The sequence below is a fragment of the Burkholderia diffusa genome (assembly GCF_902499115.1).
In the GTDB taxonomy this organism is placed as follows: Bacteria; Pseudomonadota; Gammaproteobacteria; order Burkholderiales; family Burkholderiaceae; genus Burkholderia; species Burkholderia diffusa.
Map to the genome: position 1 here is coordinate 93,534 of NZ_CABVPN010000018.1, position 15,025 is coordinate 108,558.

The window sequence follows — 15,025 nt, forward strand, 5'->3', positions numbered from 1 at the left end:
GCGCAGCAAACGGGCCGAGCGCCCGAACGAACCAAGATGGCTTTACTGCAAATTTCCGAACCGGGCATGGCGCCGGCGCCGCACCAGCGGCGACTCGCTGTCGGGATCGATCTCGGCACGACGAACTCGCTCGTCGCGGCCGTGCGCAACAGCGTGCCCGAAGTGCTGCCGGACGAGGCGGGCCGCGTGCTGCTGCCGTCGGTGGTCCGTTATCTGGAGAAGGGCGGCCGCCGCATCGGTCACGAAGCGAAGGAGCAGGCCGCGACCGATCCGCGCAACACGATCGTGTCGGTCAAGCGCTTCATGGGCCGCGGCAAGGCCGAGGTCGAAGGCGCGGCAAACGCGCCTTACGAATTCGTCGATGCACCGGGCATGGTGCAGATCCGCACGATCGACGGCGTGAAGAGTCCGGTCGAAGTGTCGGCCGAGATTCTCGCGACGCTGCGTTACCGCGCGGAAGACACGCTCGGCGACGAACTGGTCGGCGCGGTGATCACGGTGCCCGCATACTTCGATGACGCTCAGCGCCAGGCGACGAAGGACGCCGCGCGTCTCGCGGGCATCAACGTCCTGCGCCTGCTGAACGAACCGACCGCGGCCGCGATCGCCTATGGTCTCGACAACGCGGCCGAAGGCCTCTACGCGGTGTACGACCTCGGCGGCGGCACGTTCGACCTGTCGATCCTGAAGCTGACCAAGGGCGTGTTCGAAGTGCTGGCCGCGGGCGGCGATTCCGCGCTCGGCGGCGACGATTTCGACCACGCGCTGTTCGGCCACGTGCTCGCGCATGCCGGGATCGATGCGAAGGCGCTTGCGCCCGAGGACGTGCGCCTGCTGCTCGATCGCGTGCGCGTGCTGAAGGAAGCGCTGTCGTCCGCGCCGCAGGCGTCGCTCGACGTGACGCTGTCGAACGGTGCCCGGCTCGAGCAGACGATCTCGCACGACACGTTCGCCGCCCTCGTCGAGCCGCTCGTGCAGCGTACGCTGACGCCGACCCGCAAGGCATTGCGCGACGCGCAGGTAACGCCGGCCGACATCAAGGGTGTCGTGCTGGTCGGCGGCGCGACGCGCATGCCGGTGATCCGCGAGGCGGTCGCGAAGCATTTCGGCCAGCCGCCGCTCGTCAATCTCGATCCCGACCAGGTCGTCGCGCTCGGCGCGGCGATCCAGGCCGACCTGCTCGCCGGCAATCGCGGCAGCGGCGACGACTGGCTGCTGCTCGACGTGATCCCGCTGTCGCTCGGCGTCGAGACGATGGGCGGTCTCGTCGAGAAGATCATTCCGCGCAATTCGACGATTCCGATCGCGCGTGCGCAGGAATTCACGACCTTCAAGGATGGCCAGACCGCGATGGCGATCCACGTCGTGCAAGGCGAGCGCGAGCTCGTCGCCGACTGCCGGTCGCTCGCGCGCTTCGAGCTGCGCGGCATCCCGCCGATGACGGCCGGCGCGGCGCGCATCCGTGTGACCTATCAGGTCGATGCGGACGGGTTGCTGTCGGTGTTCGCGCGCGAGCAACATTCGGGCGTCGAGGCGTCGGTCGTCGTGAAGCCGTCGTACGGCCTCGCCGACGACGACATCGCGAAGATGCTCGAAGACAGCTTCAAGACCGCCGAGATCGACATGCGCGCGCGCGCGCTGCGCGAAGCGCAGGTCGAGGCCGAGCGGATGATCGAGGCGACGCAGGCGGCGCTGGCGACCGACGGCGAATTGCTCGATGACGCCGAACGCACGCAGGTCGACGCGCTCGTCGCGGCGCTGCGCACGATCGCGCAGGGCGACGACACGGACGCGATCGAAACCGCGACCAAGACGCTGGCCGACGGCACCGACGAATTCGCGGCGCGCCGGATGGACAAGAGCATCAAGCGCGCACTGTCGGGCCGACGGCTCGACGAGATCTGAACGAAATGCACGCGGGCCGGCGACGGCCCGCGCGATATTGAACCGTGCGGCGCCAGCCGCCGCACCCTGACTGACGGAACGGACATGCCTCAACTGGTGGTGCTGCCTCACGTCGAACTGTGCCCGGACGGCGCAGTAATCGACGCGACGCCCGGCAAGAGTATTTGCGACAACCTGCTCGACAACGGGATCGAGATCGAGCATGCATGCGAGAAGTCGTGCGCATGCACGACCTGCCACGTGGTGATCCGCGAGGGCTTCAACGATCTCGATCCGTCCGACGAGGACGAAGACGACCTGCTCGACAAGGCATGGGGCCTCGAGCCGACGTCGCGCCTGTCGTGCCAGGCAATCGTGAAGGAAGATTCGGACCTGGTGGTCGAGATCCCGAAGTACTCGATCAACCACGCGAAGGAAAATCACTGACGGACCGGCGGGGCGGACTCGCCGCGTACACGGGAGAGCAAGTCATGAAATGGACCGATTCGCGTGAAATTGCCATCGCGCTGGCAGACAAGCATCCGGACGTCGATCCGCAGAAGATCAATTTCGTCGACCTGCGCCAATGGGTCATCGATCTGGATGGCTTCACCGACGACCCGGCGCACTCGGGCGAGAAGATCCTCGAAGCGATCCAGGCCCACTGGATCGATGAATCCGACTTCGACGACGAAGACTGAGGTTCGCGCTGGCGCCCCGCGCCATGTGGCTCCGGCAAGGCTCCCGCAAAAAGAAAAGGCTCGTGATGCTTCACGAGCCTTTTTCATTTCCGGCACGGCGCAAGGGCTGTCCGGCGATGCGTCAGGCGTCAGGCGCCGACCAGCGTCCCGTTCTCGATCCGCACGCGCTGGCCCTGGCCGAACGGCGGCGGGTTGTGGTACGTGAACGTGCGCGTCGCGCCGCTTTCCATCTGGACCTGTACCTGGTAGTCGGTTTCCGCGCGCACCTGCTTCTCGACCTGATTGCCGGCGAGACCGCCGCCGAGCGCGCCGATGATCGTCATCGCGGTGCGGCCGTTGCCGTGACCGAACTGGTTGCCGAGCAGGCCACCGGCCGCTGCGCCGCCGACCGCACCGATCCCCGAACTCTGACCCGGCGTACGCGTCTGCGTGATCGCGACGACCGTGCCGCAGGTCTGGCAATAGGCCGGCTGCGCGGGCGCGGACGGCTGCTGCGCGTATTGCGGCGGTTGCGGCGCCGGCGTATGGCGGCGGTGCGTGGCTGCCGGGCGCGGCGCGGGCTTCGGTTCGACCTGGGCTGCCGCGGCCTTCTCGGCAGCCGCCTTCTGCTGCGCGGCCTGTTCGGCTGCCTGCTGCTGCGCCTGCGCGGCGAGCGCGGCGCTGGCTGCAGCGGCCGTATCGACGGCCGGCTGCGACGCGATCAGCGCGGCCTGGGTCTGGCCGTTCTGCGCGTTATTGCTGTTGGCCTTCGGGAAGATGCCCGTGATCGCTGCGGTGGCCGCGAGGCTCGCGACGATCACGGCGCCTGCCGCGGTCGCGATAAGCGGGTGGAGGCGTTGCTTTTGCGGGGTGGTTTGATTCTGGTTGTCCATTTTGTTCTCCGGTGTCGACCCGGCTTCGCACGTTGGCGCTGGCCGGATCCCACGCTCGGGAGCGAGCAGACTTGGCGTTCCGGCGCCGTGTTCTGGTCCCGTGGTCATGCGTGGTGACGCAACAGGAGTGTCGTCCACGGACGAGGGTCGCACCGTATCAAGGTGTAACGAATTGCAGCGGGGAGCGGGCGGGCTTTATCGGGAAAACCCGGAGAGGGCCGTCGCGACGAGGGGATAAAACGGGGGAGGATCGAAAGCCGGCGAACGCCGGCGAGCGGGATTTACGCGTGGTTACAAAGCTGACGCGTGCGCCGCGGGGCGCGGCGCACGCGGGGGCTCGGCCGTCAGTCTTCGCGGCGCAGGTGCGGGAACAGCAGCACGTCGCGAATCGTCGGGCTGTCGGTCAGCAGCATCACGAGACGGTCGATGCCAATCCCGCAACCACCCGTCGGCGGCATCCCGTGTTCGAGCGCGCGGATGTAGTCGGCGTCGAAGAACATCGCTTCCTCGTCGCCTGCATCCTTCTGCTCGACCTGCTTCTTGAAGCGCGCGGCCTGGTCTTCCGGATCGTTCAGCTCCGAGAAGCCGTTCGCGATCTCGCGGCCGGTCATGAACAGTTCGAAACGCTCGGTAATGCCCGGCACCGTATCCGATGCGCGTGCGAGCGGCGACACCTCGACCGGGTAGTCGATGATGTAGGTCGGCTCCCACAGCTGCGATTCGGCCGTTTCCTCGAACAGCGCGAGCTGCAGCGCGCCGATGCCGGCGTTCAGGAAGGCCGGCTGCGACACGTCCACGCCGAGGCGCTTCAGTTCGGAGCGCAGGAACGCGTCGTCCGACAGCTGGCCGTCGGTGTACTGCGGTGCGAACTTCTGGATCGCCTGCGTGATCGTCAGGCGGTGGAACGGCTTCGCGAGGTCGAGCTCGCGGCCCTGGTACTGGATCGTCGCGGTGCCGAGCGCATCGATCGCCGCCTGGCGGATCAGCTGCTCGGTGAAGTCCATCAGCCAGCGGTAGTCGGTGTACGCGGCGTAGAACTCCATCATCGTGAATTCCGGGTTGTGGCGCGGCGACACGCCTTCATTCCGGAAGTTGCGGTTGATCTCGAACACGCGCTCGAAGCCGCCGACGATCAGGCGCTTCAGGTACAGCTCCGGCGCGATACGCAGGAACATCTGCATGTCGAGCGCGTTGTGGTGCGTGACGAACGGCTTCGCCGCGGCACCGCCCGGGATCGGGTGCAGCATCGGCGTTTCGACTTCCATGAAGTCGGCGTTGTCCATGAACTTGCGGATCGACGCAATGGTCTTGGTGCGCGCACGGAACGTGTCGCGCGTTTCCGGCGTGACGATCAGGTCGACGTAGCGCTGGCGGTAGCGCATTTCCTGGTCGGCGAGGCCGTGGAACTTGTCCGGCAGCGGACGCAGCGCCTTCGACAGCAGGCGCAGCTCCTTGCACTGGACCGACAGCTCGCCCTTGTTGGTGCGGAACAGCACGCCGCGTGCGGCGACGATGTCGCCGAGGTCCCACTTCTTGAATGCGTCGTAGGTTTCCGCGCCGACGTCGTTCGGTGTCACGAAGAACTGGATCTGGCCCGAACCGTCCTGCACCGTCGCGAAGCTCGCCTTGCCCATCACGCGCTTGAGCATCATGCGGCCGGCGACCGACACCTCGACCGGGTTCGCCTCGAGCGCGGCCTTGTCCGAGTCGGCGAATTTCGCCTGGAGATCGGCGGCGTGATGCGTCGGCCGAAAATCGTTCGGATAGGCGACGCCTTGCTCGCGCAATGCGCGCAGCTTCTCGCGGCGCTCGGCGATGATCTGGTTTTCGTCCGCCGCGACGGCGGGCTGCGTTTGGGTCGGTTCGGTCATGATGGTCGGAATTCGGAGTGGGTGCGGCAACGCAACGGGAAGGGCGGCGCGACCGGAGAGGCCGCGCCGCGGCGCTTACACGCCCTGTTTGAGGCTCGCGCTGATGAAGTCGTCGAGATCGCCGTCGAGCACGGCTCGCGTGTTGCTCATTTCGACGTTCGTACGGAGGTCCTTCACGCGGCTCTGGTCGAGCACGTACGAGCGGATCTGGTGGCCCCAGCCCACATCGGTCTTGCTCGATTCGAGCTTGTCCTGCTCGGCCTGGCGCTTGCGCATTTCGGCTTCGTACAGGCGCGACTTCAGCATGGCCATCGCTTCGGCACGGTTGCGGTGCTGCGAGCGGTCGTTCTGGCACTGCACGACGATGCCGGTCGGCATGTGCGTGATCCGCACGGCCGAGTCGGTCTTGTTGATGTGCTGGCCGCCGGCGCCCGAGGCGCGGTACGTATCGATGCGCAGGTCGGCCGGGTTGACTTCGACTTCGATCGAGTCGTCGATTTCCGGATACACGAACACCGACGAGAACGACGTGTGGCGGCCGCCCGACGAGTCGAACGGCGACTTGCGCACGAGGCGGTGAATGCCCGTTTCGGTGCGCAGGAAGCCGTATGCGTATTCGCCCGTGACCTTGACCGTCGCGTTCTTGATGCCGGCGACGTCGCCGTCGGATTCTTCGAGCACTTCGGCCTTGAAGCCCTTGCGCTCGCAGTAGCGCAGGTACTGGCGCAGCAGCATCGAAGCCCAGTCGCACGCCTCGGTGCCGCCGGCGCCGGCCTGGATGTCGATGAAGCAGTTGTTCGGGTCGGCCGGGTTCGAGAACATCCGGCGGAATTCGATGTCGCCGACGCGCGCTTCGAGCTTCTTCGCGTCGTCTTCGGATGCGATGAGGGTGTCTTCGTCGCCTTCCTCGCGTGCCAGCTCGAACAGGTCGAGCGCATCGCGCAGGTCGCTATCGAGTGCCGTCAGCGTCGTGACGACGCCTTCGAGCAGCTTCTTCTCGCGGCCGAGTGCCTGGGCGTTCTTCGAATCGTTCCAGACGTTCGGGTCTTCGAGTTCCTTGTTGACTTCGGTCAGACGCGCAGATTTGGCGTCGTAGTCAAAGATACCCCCGAAGCTCGCCCGCGCGCGTGCGCAGGTCGAGCAGGGAGCTTTCGATCGCGTTGAGACGTTCCGCTTCCATGATCGTTCGCTATTCTTGCTTCGTAAAAAAGCGGAATTATAGCCGATCGGCGGGGTTTCCCGGTGACGCGGAACGTGCTTGCATGTGCGCCGCAGCCGCGCGTTCGGCGCGGCGCGCATGCGGCCCGCGAGTGCCGCGGGCCGGTTGGCCGGGCGGGCGGCGTTCAGCCGGCCGCATGTTCGACGATCAGCTGGACGCGCGTCACGCCGTTCCAGGTGTCGGCCACGAGGCGGTACGCGATCAGCGCGCTCGCCGGCAGCGGCTCGGTGTGATTGAACCAGATCGCGTTGAAGCGCTGGCGGCCGCGCGCCAACTGCAGCTTCAGGTGCTTTTCCTTCACGAGCGACTGCGACACGACGTCGAATTCCCCGGAGAAAAGCGGGGCCGGAAAACCCTGGCCCCAGACGGCTTCGTCGAGCAGCCCGACGAACTGCGGCGTGAAATACGCTTCCTCGAGTTCGCCGTCGGTCTCGATCACGCGCGCCAGCGCGTCGTCGGACAACCACTCGCGCGCGACGGCCTCGAACGCGGCCGCGAAGCGCGGCACGTTGCCGGTGTCGAGCGTGAGGCCGGCCGCCATCGCGTGGCCGCCGAACGCGACGATCAGGTCGGGTTCGCGCTTCGACACCAGGTCGAGTGCATCGCGCAGGTGGAAGCCGGGAATCGAGCGGCCCGAACCTTTGACCCGCGTGCCGGCTTCGTCCGCATGCGCGAACGTGAACGACGGGCGATGGAACTTCTCCTTGAGCCGCCCGGCGACGATGCCGATCACGCCCTGGTGCCATTCGGGGTTGAACAGCGTGATCGTGCATGCGTCGGCCGGATCGACGTCGGCGAGATCGGCGAGCGCCTGCTGCTGCATGCCGGCCTCGATCTCGCGGCGCTCGCGGTTCATCGTGTCGAGCTGTTGCGCGAGGTCCCATGCGCGGCCGATGTCGTCGGTGATCAGGCACTCGATGCCGAGCGACATGTCCGAGAGCCGCCCGGCGGCGTTCAGGCGCGGGCCGAGGCCGAAGCCGAGGTCGAAGCCCGATGCGGTGCGCGCCTCGCGGCCGGCCGCGCGGAACAGCGCGGCGATGCCCGGCTGCATGCGGCCGTTGCGGATGCGCTGCAGCCCCTGCGCGACGAGCACGCGGTTGTTGCCGTCGAGCCGCACCACGTCGGCGACGGTGCCGAGCGCGACGAGGTCGAGCAGTCCGTCGAGGCGGGGTTCGGCCTCCTTGCTCGCGAACGCGCCGCGGCGGCGCAGCTCGGCGCGCAGCGCGAGCAGCACGTAGAACATCACGCCGACGCCGGCGATGTGCTTGCTCGGGAACGCGCAGCCGGGCTGGTTCGGGTTGACGATCGCGCGCGCGGCGGGCAGCGCGTCGCCGGGCAGATGGTGGTCGGTGACGAGCACATCGATGCCGCGCGCGTTCGCGGCTTCGACACCCGCGACGCTCGCGATCCCGTTGTCGACGGTGATCAGCAGGTCGGGCTTGCGCGCGGCCGCCAGTTCGACGATTTCGGGCGTGAGCCCGTAGCCGTATTCGAAGCGGTTCGGCACCAGGTAGTCGATCTGCGCGCCGAACATCCGCAGGCCGCGCACCGCGACTGCGCAGGCGGTTGCGCCGTCACAGTCGTAGTCGGCGACGACCAGCAGGCGCCGCTTGTCGGCGATCGCGTCGGCGAGCAGCGCCGCGGCGTCCGCGCAGCCTTTCAGTTCGGTGGGCGGGACGAGGCGCGCGAGGGCCGTCTCGATGTCGGTCGGGGACTGCACGCCGCGCGACGCATACAGGCGCGCGAGGACGGGATGCAGGCCGTGGCGCGCGAGCGCTTCGGCGTCGGCGGGCGCGACGGGGCGGGTAACGATCCGGGTCATACAGGTCGGGTTATTCGAACAGGGATGCCAGCGCGCGGCGGCGCCAGAACTTGCGCAGGTCGCCGCGCGTCGCGTGCAGCGTCACGGAGCTGGTGTCGCCGCACAGCGTGAAATCGACGCCGGCCAGCTCGCCGTTCTGCAGCGCGGCGAGGGACGGCGCGAACCAGTCGCGCTCGAGCGCGGCGAGCGCATCGTGCCAGCGTGGCCAGTCCTGCTCGATGTACGGGGCGGACAGCGTGGGCAGCTCGACGAGCGACGCGCCGGCGGCGGCGGGCAGTGCGTCGAATGCGGCCGGCACGGCGCCGGCTTCGGTTTGCGCCGCGCGCGCGAGGCCGAGCGCCGCGGGCGACGCGGACAGCACGCGCGCGAACGGCTTGCCGACCGGCTTCAGCGTGCCTTGCGCATGGAACCAGATCGAATTGACGGCGGGCAACCCGCGCGCTTCGCGCGCTTCGTTCACCGGATGCTGGAACCATGCCATCTGCACTTCGTTCTGCAGCTTCATCCACATCCGCGAGCGTTCGCCGGTGTGCGCTTCGTGCGGCAGCCAGATCTCGATGTTGCGGCCGCTCGCGCGCAGCGGCGCTGCGCCGGCGAGGCGGGCGAACTGCTCGCTGGACAGGTACCAGCGCGCTGGCTGCGGCGCCTCCAGTCGCACGCCGAGCTCCTCGATCAGCGGGCGCGCGACTGCCAGCAAGGCGGCTGCGTCGCCGTCGTCGAGCGCGAGGCTCGCCGGGTCGACGAGCACGAGGTGATCGTGCGCGATTTCGACATGGACGGGCTCGACGCACGCCCAGGCCTGGGTACCCGGGTCGCCGCCGTCCGCCAGCAGCATGTAGGGTGCGAGCGGCGCCTCGTCGGCGGCGTTGCCCTGGGTCGCGCCGAACTGGCGGGCCAGCCAGCGCTCGTGCGGCAGCGTGCGCTGGAAGTCCTCGCCTGCCACGCGCTCGACGAGGTTGGCGCGGGCGAGCAACTTTTCGAGCGCGGGGCTGTCCAGCGTGTGCAGGGACGAGGCCGCATCGGCCGCCGACGGCAGCGCGAACGGAACGAGAAAATGGAGGCGTCGGTCGTGCATGATGGTGCGCATTGTATGGCAAACTGCGCGCGTGATCGGGCCGGCGGACGGCCCGATTGCGTCCGGCGACCGTTTTTTCGGCCGTGCCCGGGCGGCCGGCCGCCGCCGGACGGCGCTCCGGCCACGGGCCGCCATCCCCGCCGTAACCAGCAGAAAGGATTCGCTTGAAACTTCCGTACGAATGGCAGATCGGCTGGCGCTACACGCGCGCCGGCAAACGCACGACCGGCAACGGCTTCATTTCCTTCATCGCACTGGTGTCGATGCTCGGGATCGCGCTTGGCGTCGCGGCGCTGATCGTCGTGCTGTCCGTGATGAACGGCTTCCAGAAGGAAGTGCGCGACCGCATGCTGTCGGTGCTCGCGCACGTCGAGGTGTTCTCGCCGACCGGCTCGATGCCCGACTGGCAACTGACCGCGCAGGAAGCGCGGCGCAATACTTCGGTGGTCGGCGCGGCGCCGTACGTCGACGCGCAGGCGCTGCTCACGCGCCAGGACGCGGTGAGCGGCGTGATGCTGCGCGGCGTCGAGCCGTCGCTCGAACCGCAGGTGTCGGACATCGGCAAGGACATGAAGGCAGGCCAGCTCGCCGCGCTCGTGCCCGGCCAGTTCGGCATCGTGCTCGGCGACGCGCTCGCCGGCAACCTCGGCGTGACGGTCGGCGACAAGGTCACGCTCGTCGCGCCCGAAGGGACGATCACGCCGGCCGGGATGATGCCGCGACTCAAGCAGTTCACGGTGGTCGGCGTGTTCGAGTCGGGCCACTACGAATACGACAGCACGCTCGCGATGATCAACATCCGCGACGCGGAGGCACTGTTCCGGATGTCCGCGCCGACCGGCGTGCGGCTGCGGCTCACCGACATGCAGAAGGCGCCGCAGGTCGCGGTCGAGCTGTCGCATACGCTGTCGGGCAGCCTGTACATTCGCGACTGGACCCAGCAGAACAAGACATGGTTCTCGGCCGTCCAGATCGAGAAGCGGATGATGTTCATCATCCTCACGTTGATCATCGCGGTGGCCGCATTCAACCTCGTGTCGTCGCTCGTGATGACGGTGACCAACAAGCAGGCCGACATCGCGATCCTGCGCACGCTCGGCGCGCAGCCCGGCTCGATCATGAAGATCTTCGTCGTGCAGGGCGTGACGATCGGCTTCGTCGGCACCGCGTCGGGCGTCGCGCTCGGCTGCCTGATCGCGTGGAGCATTCCGTGGCTGATCCCGATGATCGAGCATCTGTTCGGCGTGCAGTTCCTGCCGCCGTCGGTGTACTTCATCAGCGAGCTGCCGTCGGAGCTCGTCGCGGGCGACGTCATCAAGATCGGCCTGATCGCGTTCGTGCTGTCGGCGGTCGCCACGCTCTATCCGAGCTGGCGCGGCGCAAAGGTGAAGCCGGCGGAGGCGCTGCGCTATGAATGATCGCGCGACCGCATTGGCGGATTCACGACAACCCATCAGACAGGATTCGGCAGGTATGCAGGAATACGTGCTTCAGGCGCGCGGGATCACAAAGGCGTTCGTGCAGGGCGGCTTCAACGTGCAGGTGCTCAACAACGCCGAATTGACGGTGCGGCGCGGCGAGAAGCTCGCGATCGTCGGCGCGTCGGGCTCCGGCAAGAGCACGCTGCTGCACGTGCTGGGCGGCCTCGACGAACCGAGCGCGGGCGAAGTGTCGCTGCTCGGCAAGCCGTTTACGCAACTCGCCGAGCGCGAACGCAACGAGCTGCGCAATCGCGCGCTCGGCTTCGTCTACCAGTTCCATCACCTGCTGCCGGAATTCACCGCGCTCGACAACGTCGCGATGCCGCTGCGCATCCGCCGGATGACGACCGAGGACGCGCGCGCGCAGGCACAGGCGATGCTCGAACGCGTCGGTCTCGGCCCGCGTGCGAAGCACCGGCCGGGCGAGCTGTCGGGCGGCGAGCGGCAACGCGTGGCGATCGCGCGCGCGCTGGTGACGAAGCCCGCGTGCGTACTCGCCGACGAGCCGACCGGCAACCTCGACGGCACGACCGCCGACACGGTGTTCAACCTGATGCTCGAACTGTCCGAGACGCTCGAAACGAGCTTCGTGATCGTCACGCACGATCCCGAGCTCGCGGCGCGCTGCGACCGCATCATGCGCCTGCGCGACGGCGTGCTGCACGAGGAGCCGGCGCTGCCGGTGTGAACGAACGCCCCGCCGTGCCGCCGGGCGAGTCCCGGCACGGCGGCGAGGGCGCAGGAAAGCCGCCATGTGGATCGATACGCATTGCCATCTCGATGCTGCCGAGTTCGACACCGACCGCGACGTCGTCGTGCATGCGGCGCGCGCGGCCGGCGTGTCGCGCATCGTGATCCCAAGCGTCGGGCGCGACAATTTCACGACCGTGCGCGAACTGGCCCAGCGCACGCCGGGTGCGGTCTATGCGCTCGGCATCCATCCGATGTATACGCCGCACGCGCGCGACGAGGATCTCGACCGCCTGCGCATGGAGATCGAGGCGAGCCTCGATGATCCGCGCTTCGTCGCGATCGGCGAGATCGGTCTCGACTACTTCGTGCCGGGGCTCGACGAGGACCGCCAGCAATTCTTCTATCAGGGGCAGCTCAAGCTCGCGCGCGAATTCGACCTGCCGGTGCTGTGCCACGTGCGCAAGTCGCAGGACCGCGTGCTCGCCGGGCTGCGCCGCTTCGGCGTGCGGCGCGGCATCGCACATGCGTTCAACGGCAGTTTCCAGCAGGCCGACGCGTATCTCGCACAGGGGCTGCATCTCGGTTTCGGCGGCAACGTGACGTTCGGACGGGCGTTGCAGATCCGGCGGCTCGCCGCGCAGTTGCCGCTCGACGCGATCGTCGTCGAGACGGATGCGCCCGACATCGCGCCCGAGTGGGCGTACAAGTCCCGCAACGCGCCCGACCAGGTGCCGCGCATCGGCGGCGTGCTCGCCGAACTGCGCGGGATCGACGCGCACGCGCTGTCCCTATCCACAACGGCTAACGCGCTCGCCGCGCTGCCGCGCCTCGCACTTTCGTCCGCATAATCGTTGCTGGAGGGTGCCGCATCGACGGCGGCGCCAGGTCGACGAGGAGGTGCGATGCGCGTGTGGTGGATCGCGTTTGCGCTCGGCGTCGTCGTGCTGCAGCGGCAGGCGGCGTTGCCGGGCATGGGCGGCTGGGTAGGCGGCGCGGTCGTGCTTGCCGGTTGCGGTGCGCTGCTCGCATGGTGTGCACGGCGCCGTCGAACCCGCTCGATCGTCGCGCTCCGGTGGATGCTGTGCGCATGCGCCGCCTGCGCGATCGGATTCGGCTATGCGGCCGCACGCGCCGAATGGCGGCTGCGTGACGGCCTGCCTGTCGAGCGGGAAGGGCGCGACATCGTCGTCACGGGCGTGATCAGCGGGTTGCCGGTGATCGACGACACCGGCGCGCGACTGCTGTTGGCCGTCGAATCGAACGATGCGGGGCTGGCCCGTTTCCCTCCGCTGATCCGGTTGTCGTGGCGCACGTACGGCGCGCCCGCCGCACGCAACGCGATGCCCGATTTGCGCGCCGCGCAGCGCTGGCGCCTCGTCGTGCGCCTGAAACGCCCGCATGCCGAGGCGAATCCCGGCGTGCGCGACAGCGAGGCGGCGTGGCTCGCCGCGGGCATTCGCGCGATCGGCTATGTGGTCGCGACCGAGCGGGCGGAACTGCTCGACGCACGTGCATCGGGGTGGCGCGCGTCGATCGATCGGCTGCGCGACGCGCTGCGCAACGGTATCGGTGACGCGCTCGGCAGCGACGCGCGCCATCGCGGCATCGTGACCGCGCTCGCGGTCGGCGATCAATCCGGCATCGGCGACGACGCGTGGCGCGTGCTGCGCAATACGGGCACGAGTCATCTGGTCGCGATTTCGGGCCTGCACGTCGGACTCGTCGGCGCGATCGCGGGCGGGATCGTATCGTGGGTCTGGCGACGTCTGCGCTGGCGTGGACATGCCGCGGCGCTCGTGATGCCGGCGCCCTATGCGGCTTCGATGGCGGCGCTGACGGCCGCCGCCGGCTATGCGGCGCTTGCCGGCTTCAACGTGCCGGCGCAGCGCGCGTGGTGGATGATCGCGGCCGGTGCGGCTGCCTGTCTTGCCGGACGCAGCGTGCCGACGTCCGCCGTGTTGTGCGCGGCGCTCGGCGGCGTGCTGCTTGTCGATCCGTGGGCGGTGGTGTCGGCCGGGTTCTGGCTGTCTTTTGGCGCGGTCGCCGTAATCCTGATGTCCGTGGCGGGCTGGGGCGCGGTGCGCGAATTCGACGGCGGTGACGACCGTGGGACGGACGGTACTGCCCCGCTCGACCGCCGCCGCAGGCTGCGCGCTTGGTGCAAGCGTGCCGGGCACCGTGTCGCACAGGCGACGCGCGTGCAGTACGCGGTGACGATCGGTCTTGCGCCGCTGACGGCCGCGTGGTTCGCTCAGATCTCGGTATCCGGCCCGTTCGGCAATGCGTTTGCGATCCCGTGGGTCAGCGCCGTCGTGACGCCGATCGTGCTCGCCGGGATCGGGTTGCCCGCGCCGCTGGACGCGTATGCGTTCCGGCTCGCGCATGCGGCGCTCGAACCGATGATGGCGCTGCTCCGGCACCTCGCCGACTGGCCGGCTGGCGTGTTCTGGCTGCGCATGCCCGACTGGTCGGTTCTGGCGCTTGCGTGCGTGGGTGTCGCATGGGTCTTGATGCCGCGCGGCTGGCCGCTGCGCTGGGCGGCGCCGATGACATGGCTGCCGCTGGTCGCGCCGGCACCCGATGCGCCGCCGCCTGGCGGCTTCCGGCTGACCGTGCTCGATGTCGGGCAGGGCGCGTCGGTGCTGGTGGAGACCGCGCGCAGGACCTTGCTGTTCGATGCGGGGCCGGGGGCGGAGTCGACCCATGCCGGTGCGCGGATCGTCGCGCCGGCATTGCGTGCCCGCCGAATCCGTACCGTCGATTCGCTCGTCCTGAGTCATGCGGACGCCGATCACGCGGGCGGCGCGGCGGCCGTCTATGCGGCCGCCGAGGTCCGCCAGCTGCTCGCCGGCATTGCGCCGCAGCACCGGCTGTGGCGTGACGCGCGGGCGGCCGGCGTGGCCGATCGGCTGCCGTGCGCGGCCGGGCAGCGGTGGACCTGGGACGGCGTCGTATTCACGATGTTGTGGCCGCCGGGTGGTGCCGGCGCTGGTTCCTCGAACGCACAATCATGCGTGCTGCGCATCGACGCGGGCGACACGTCGGCGCTGCTGACGGGCGACATCGAGGCACGCGCCGAGCGCCGGCTGGTGGACGATGCGCGCGACGCGCTGGCCGCGCAGATCCTCGTTGTGCCGCACCACGGCAGTCGCACGTCGTCGGTCGAGCCTTTCCTCGATTCGGTCGGGCCGCGCGTCGCGGTATTTCCTGTAGGCTATCGCAATCGATTCGGACATCCGCACCGGACGGTCCTTGCGCGCTACGAAATGCGCGGGATTCCGCTGCCGCGCACCGATCGCGACGGGGCCGTGAGGTTCGACGTCGCCCCGACGGGCGGCGGTTTCGCGTTTGAGCGTCATCGCGATGCGCAGCGGCGGTACTGGATGGACCGGTGAGCGGCGCGATGG

General features: G+C 68.7%; 12 protein-coding genes. 7 read left to right on the forward strand and 5 right to left on the reverse strand.

What is annotated here, in order from left to right; translation table 11 throughout:
* Nucleotides 1–36 precede the first annotated feature (36 nt).
* The 3 genes from hscA (at nucleotide 37) to iscX (ending at nucleotide 2,585) form a co-directional block, all read left to right on the forward strand.
* Nucleotides 37–1,905: a Fe-S protein assembly chaperone HscA gene (gene hscA, locus BTE28158_RS19375; protein ID WP_124903495.1), complete on the forward strand. Its 1,869-nt coding sequence runs from the start codon at nucleotides 37–39 to the stop codon at nucleotides 1,903–1,905.
* A gap of 84 nt (nucleotides 1,906–1,989) precedes the next feature.
* A complete protein-coding gene (fdx, locus tag BTE28158_RS19380; protein ID WP_059464189.1) occupies nucleotides 1,990–2,331 on the forward strand; it encodes an ISC system 2Fe-2S type ferredoxin in 342 nt (113 codons plus the stop codon).
* Nucleotides 2,332–2,375: 44 nt separating this feature from the next.
* Nucleotides 2,376–2,585, forward strand: a complete 210-nt coding sequence (gene iscX / locus BTE28158_RS19385) for a Fe-S cluster assembly protein IscX (protein ID WP_059608404.1) — start codon at nucleotides 2,376–2,378, stop codon at nucleotides 2,583–2,585.
* 128 nt (nucleotides 2,586–2,713) lie between these two features.
* Here the strand turns inward: iscX and BTE28158_RS19390 are convergent, their stop codons facing one another.
* The 5 genes from BTE28158_RS19390 to BTE28158_RS19410 all read right to left on the reverse strand — a co-directional run bounded on the left by BTE28158_RS19390 (nucleotide 2,714) and on the right by BTE28158_RS19410 (nucleotide 9,456).
* Nucleotides 2,714–3,457 (reverse strand): glycine zipper 2TM domain-containing protein, encoded by a 744-nt coding sequence (locus BTE28158_RS19390; protein ID WP_124622326.1) that lies wholly within the window; start codon nucleotides 3,455–3,457, stop codon nucleotides 2,714–2,716.
* A 344-nt stretch (nucleotides 3,458–3,801) separates the two neighbouring features.
* Nucleotides 3,802–5,328 (reverse strand): lysine--tRNA ligase, encoded by a 1,527-nt coding sequence (lysS, locus tag BTE28158_RS19395; RefSeq protein WP_151050308.1) that lies wholly within the window; start codon nucleotides 5,326–5,328, stop codon nucleotides 3,802–3,804.
* A 75-nt stretch (nucleotides 5,329–5,403) separates the two neighbouring features.
* A protein-coding gene (gene prfB, locus BTE28158_RS19400; protein ID WP_105787638.1) for a peptide chain release factor 2 occupies nucleotides 5,404–6,508 on the reverse strand; the annotation gives its coding sequence in 2 pieces (ribosomal slippage) (nucleotides 5,404–6,426 and nucleotides 6,428–6,508; 1,104 coding nt in all).
* 163 nt (nucleotides 6,509–6,671) lie between these two features.
* Nucleotides 6,672–8,369: a single-stranded-DNA-specific exonuclease RecJ gene (recJ, locus tag BTE28158_RS19405; protein ID WP_059608402.1), complete on the reverse strand. Its 1,698-nt coding sequence runs from the start codon at nucleotides 8,367–8,369 to the stop codon at nucleotides 6,672–6,674.
* Between the two features lie 10 nt (nucleotides 8,370–8,379).
* Entirely contained in the window at nucleotides 8,380–9,456 is a 1,077-nt protein-coding gene (locus BTE28158_RS19410) for a regulator (RefSeq protein WP_174920027.1), read from the reverse strand.
* Between the two features lie 152 nt (nucleotides 9,457–9,608).
* On the opposite strand from BTE28158_RS19410, the gene BTE28158_RS19415 reads away from it, so the two are divergent.
* From BTE28158_RS19415 to BTE28158_RS19430, 4 genes are all read left to right on the forward strand, one after another.
* Nucleotides 9,609–10,862: a lipoprotein-releasing ABC transporter permease subunit gene (locus BTE28158_RS19415; protein WP_059608400.1), complete on the forward strand. Its 1,254-nt coding sequence runs from the start codon at nucleotides 9,609–9,611 to the stop codon at nucleotides 10,860–10,862.
* Between the two features lie 55 nt (nucleotides 10,863–10,917).
* Nucleotides 10,918–11,613 (forward strand): lipoprotein-releasing ABC transporter ATP-binding protein LolD, encoded by a 696-nt coding sequence (gene lolD / locus BTE28158_RS19420; RefSeq protein WP_059608399.1) that lies wholly within the window; start codon nucleotides 10,918–10,920, stop codon nucleotides 11,611–11,613.
* A 64-nt stretch (nucleotides 11,614–11,677) separates the two neighbouring features.
* On the forward strand, nucleotides 11,678–12,466 hold the full coding sequence (locus tag BTE28158_RS19425) for a TatD family hydrolase (protein ID WP_059608398.1): 789 nt from the start codon (nucleotides 11,678–11,680) through the stop codon (nucleotides 12,464–12,466).
* A gap of 54 nt (nucleotides 12,467–12,520) precedes the next feature.
* Entirely contained in the window at nucleotides 12,521–15,013 is a 2,493-nt protein-coding gene (locus tag BTE28158_RS19430; protein WP_151051052.1) for a DNA internalization-related competence protein ComEC/Rec2, read from the forward strand.
* Nucleotides 15,014–15,025: the final 12 nt, after the last annotated feature.

What these genes read in the sequence shown, in the direction of transcription:
- BTE28158_RS19430 (WP_151051052.1), top strand. Translation starts at nt 12,521, where the DNA reads ATGCGCGTGTGGTGGATCGCGTTTGCGCTCGGCGTCGTCGTGCTGCAG.
- lolD (WP_059608399.1), top strand. Translation starts at nt 10,918, where the DNA reads ATGCAGGAATACGTGCTTCAGGCGCGCGGGATCACAAAGGCGTTCGTG.
- iscX (WP_059608404.1), top strand. Translation starts at nt 2,376, where the DNA reads ATGAAATGGACCGATTCGCGTGAAATTGCCATCGCGCTGGCAGACAAG.
- BTE28158_RS19425 (WP_059608398.1), top strand. Translation starts at nt 11,678, where the DNA reads ATGTGGATCGATACGCATTGCCATCTCGATGCTGCCGAGTTCGACACC.
- fdx (WP_059464189.1), top strand. Translation starts at nt 1,990, where the DNA reads ATGCCTCAACTGGTGGTGCTGCCTCACGTCGAACTGTGCCCGGACGGC.
- BTE28158_RS19410 (WP_174920027.1), bottom strand. Translation starts at nt 9,456, where the DNA reads ATGCGCACCATCATGCACGACCGACGCCTCCATTTTCTCGTTCCGTTC.
- recJ (WP_059608402.1), bottom strand. Translation starts at nt 8,369, where the DNA reads ATGACCCGGATCGTTACCCGCCCCGTCGCGCCCGCCGACGCCGAAGCG.
- lysS (WP_151050308.1), bottom strand. Translation starts at nt 5,328, where the DNA reads ATGACCGAACCGACCCAAACGCAGCCCGCCGTCGCGGCGGACGAAAAC.
- hscA (WP_124903495.1), top strand. Translation starts at nt 37, where the DNA reads ATGGCTTTACTGCAAATTTCCGAACCGGGCATGGCGCCGGCGCCGCAC.
- BTE28158_RS19390 (WP_124622326.1), bottom strand. Translation starts at nt 3,457, where the DNA reads ATGGACAACCAGAATCAAACCACCCCGCAAAAGCAACGCCTCCACCCG.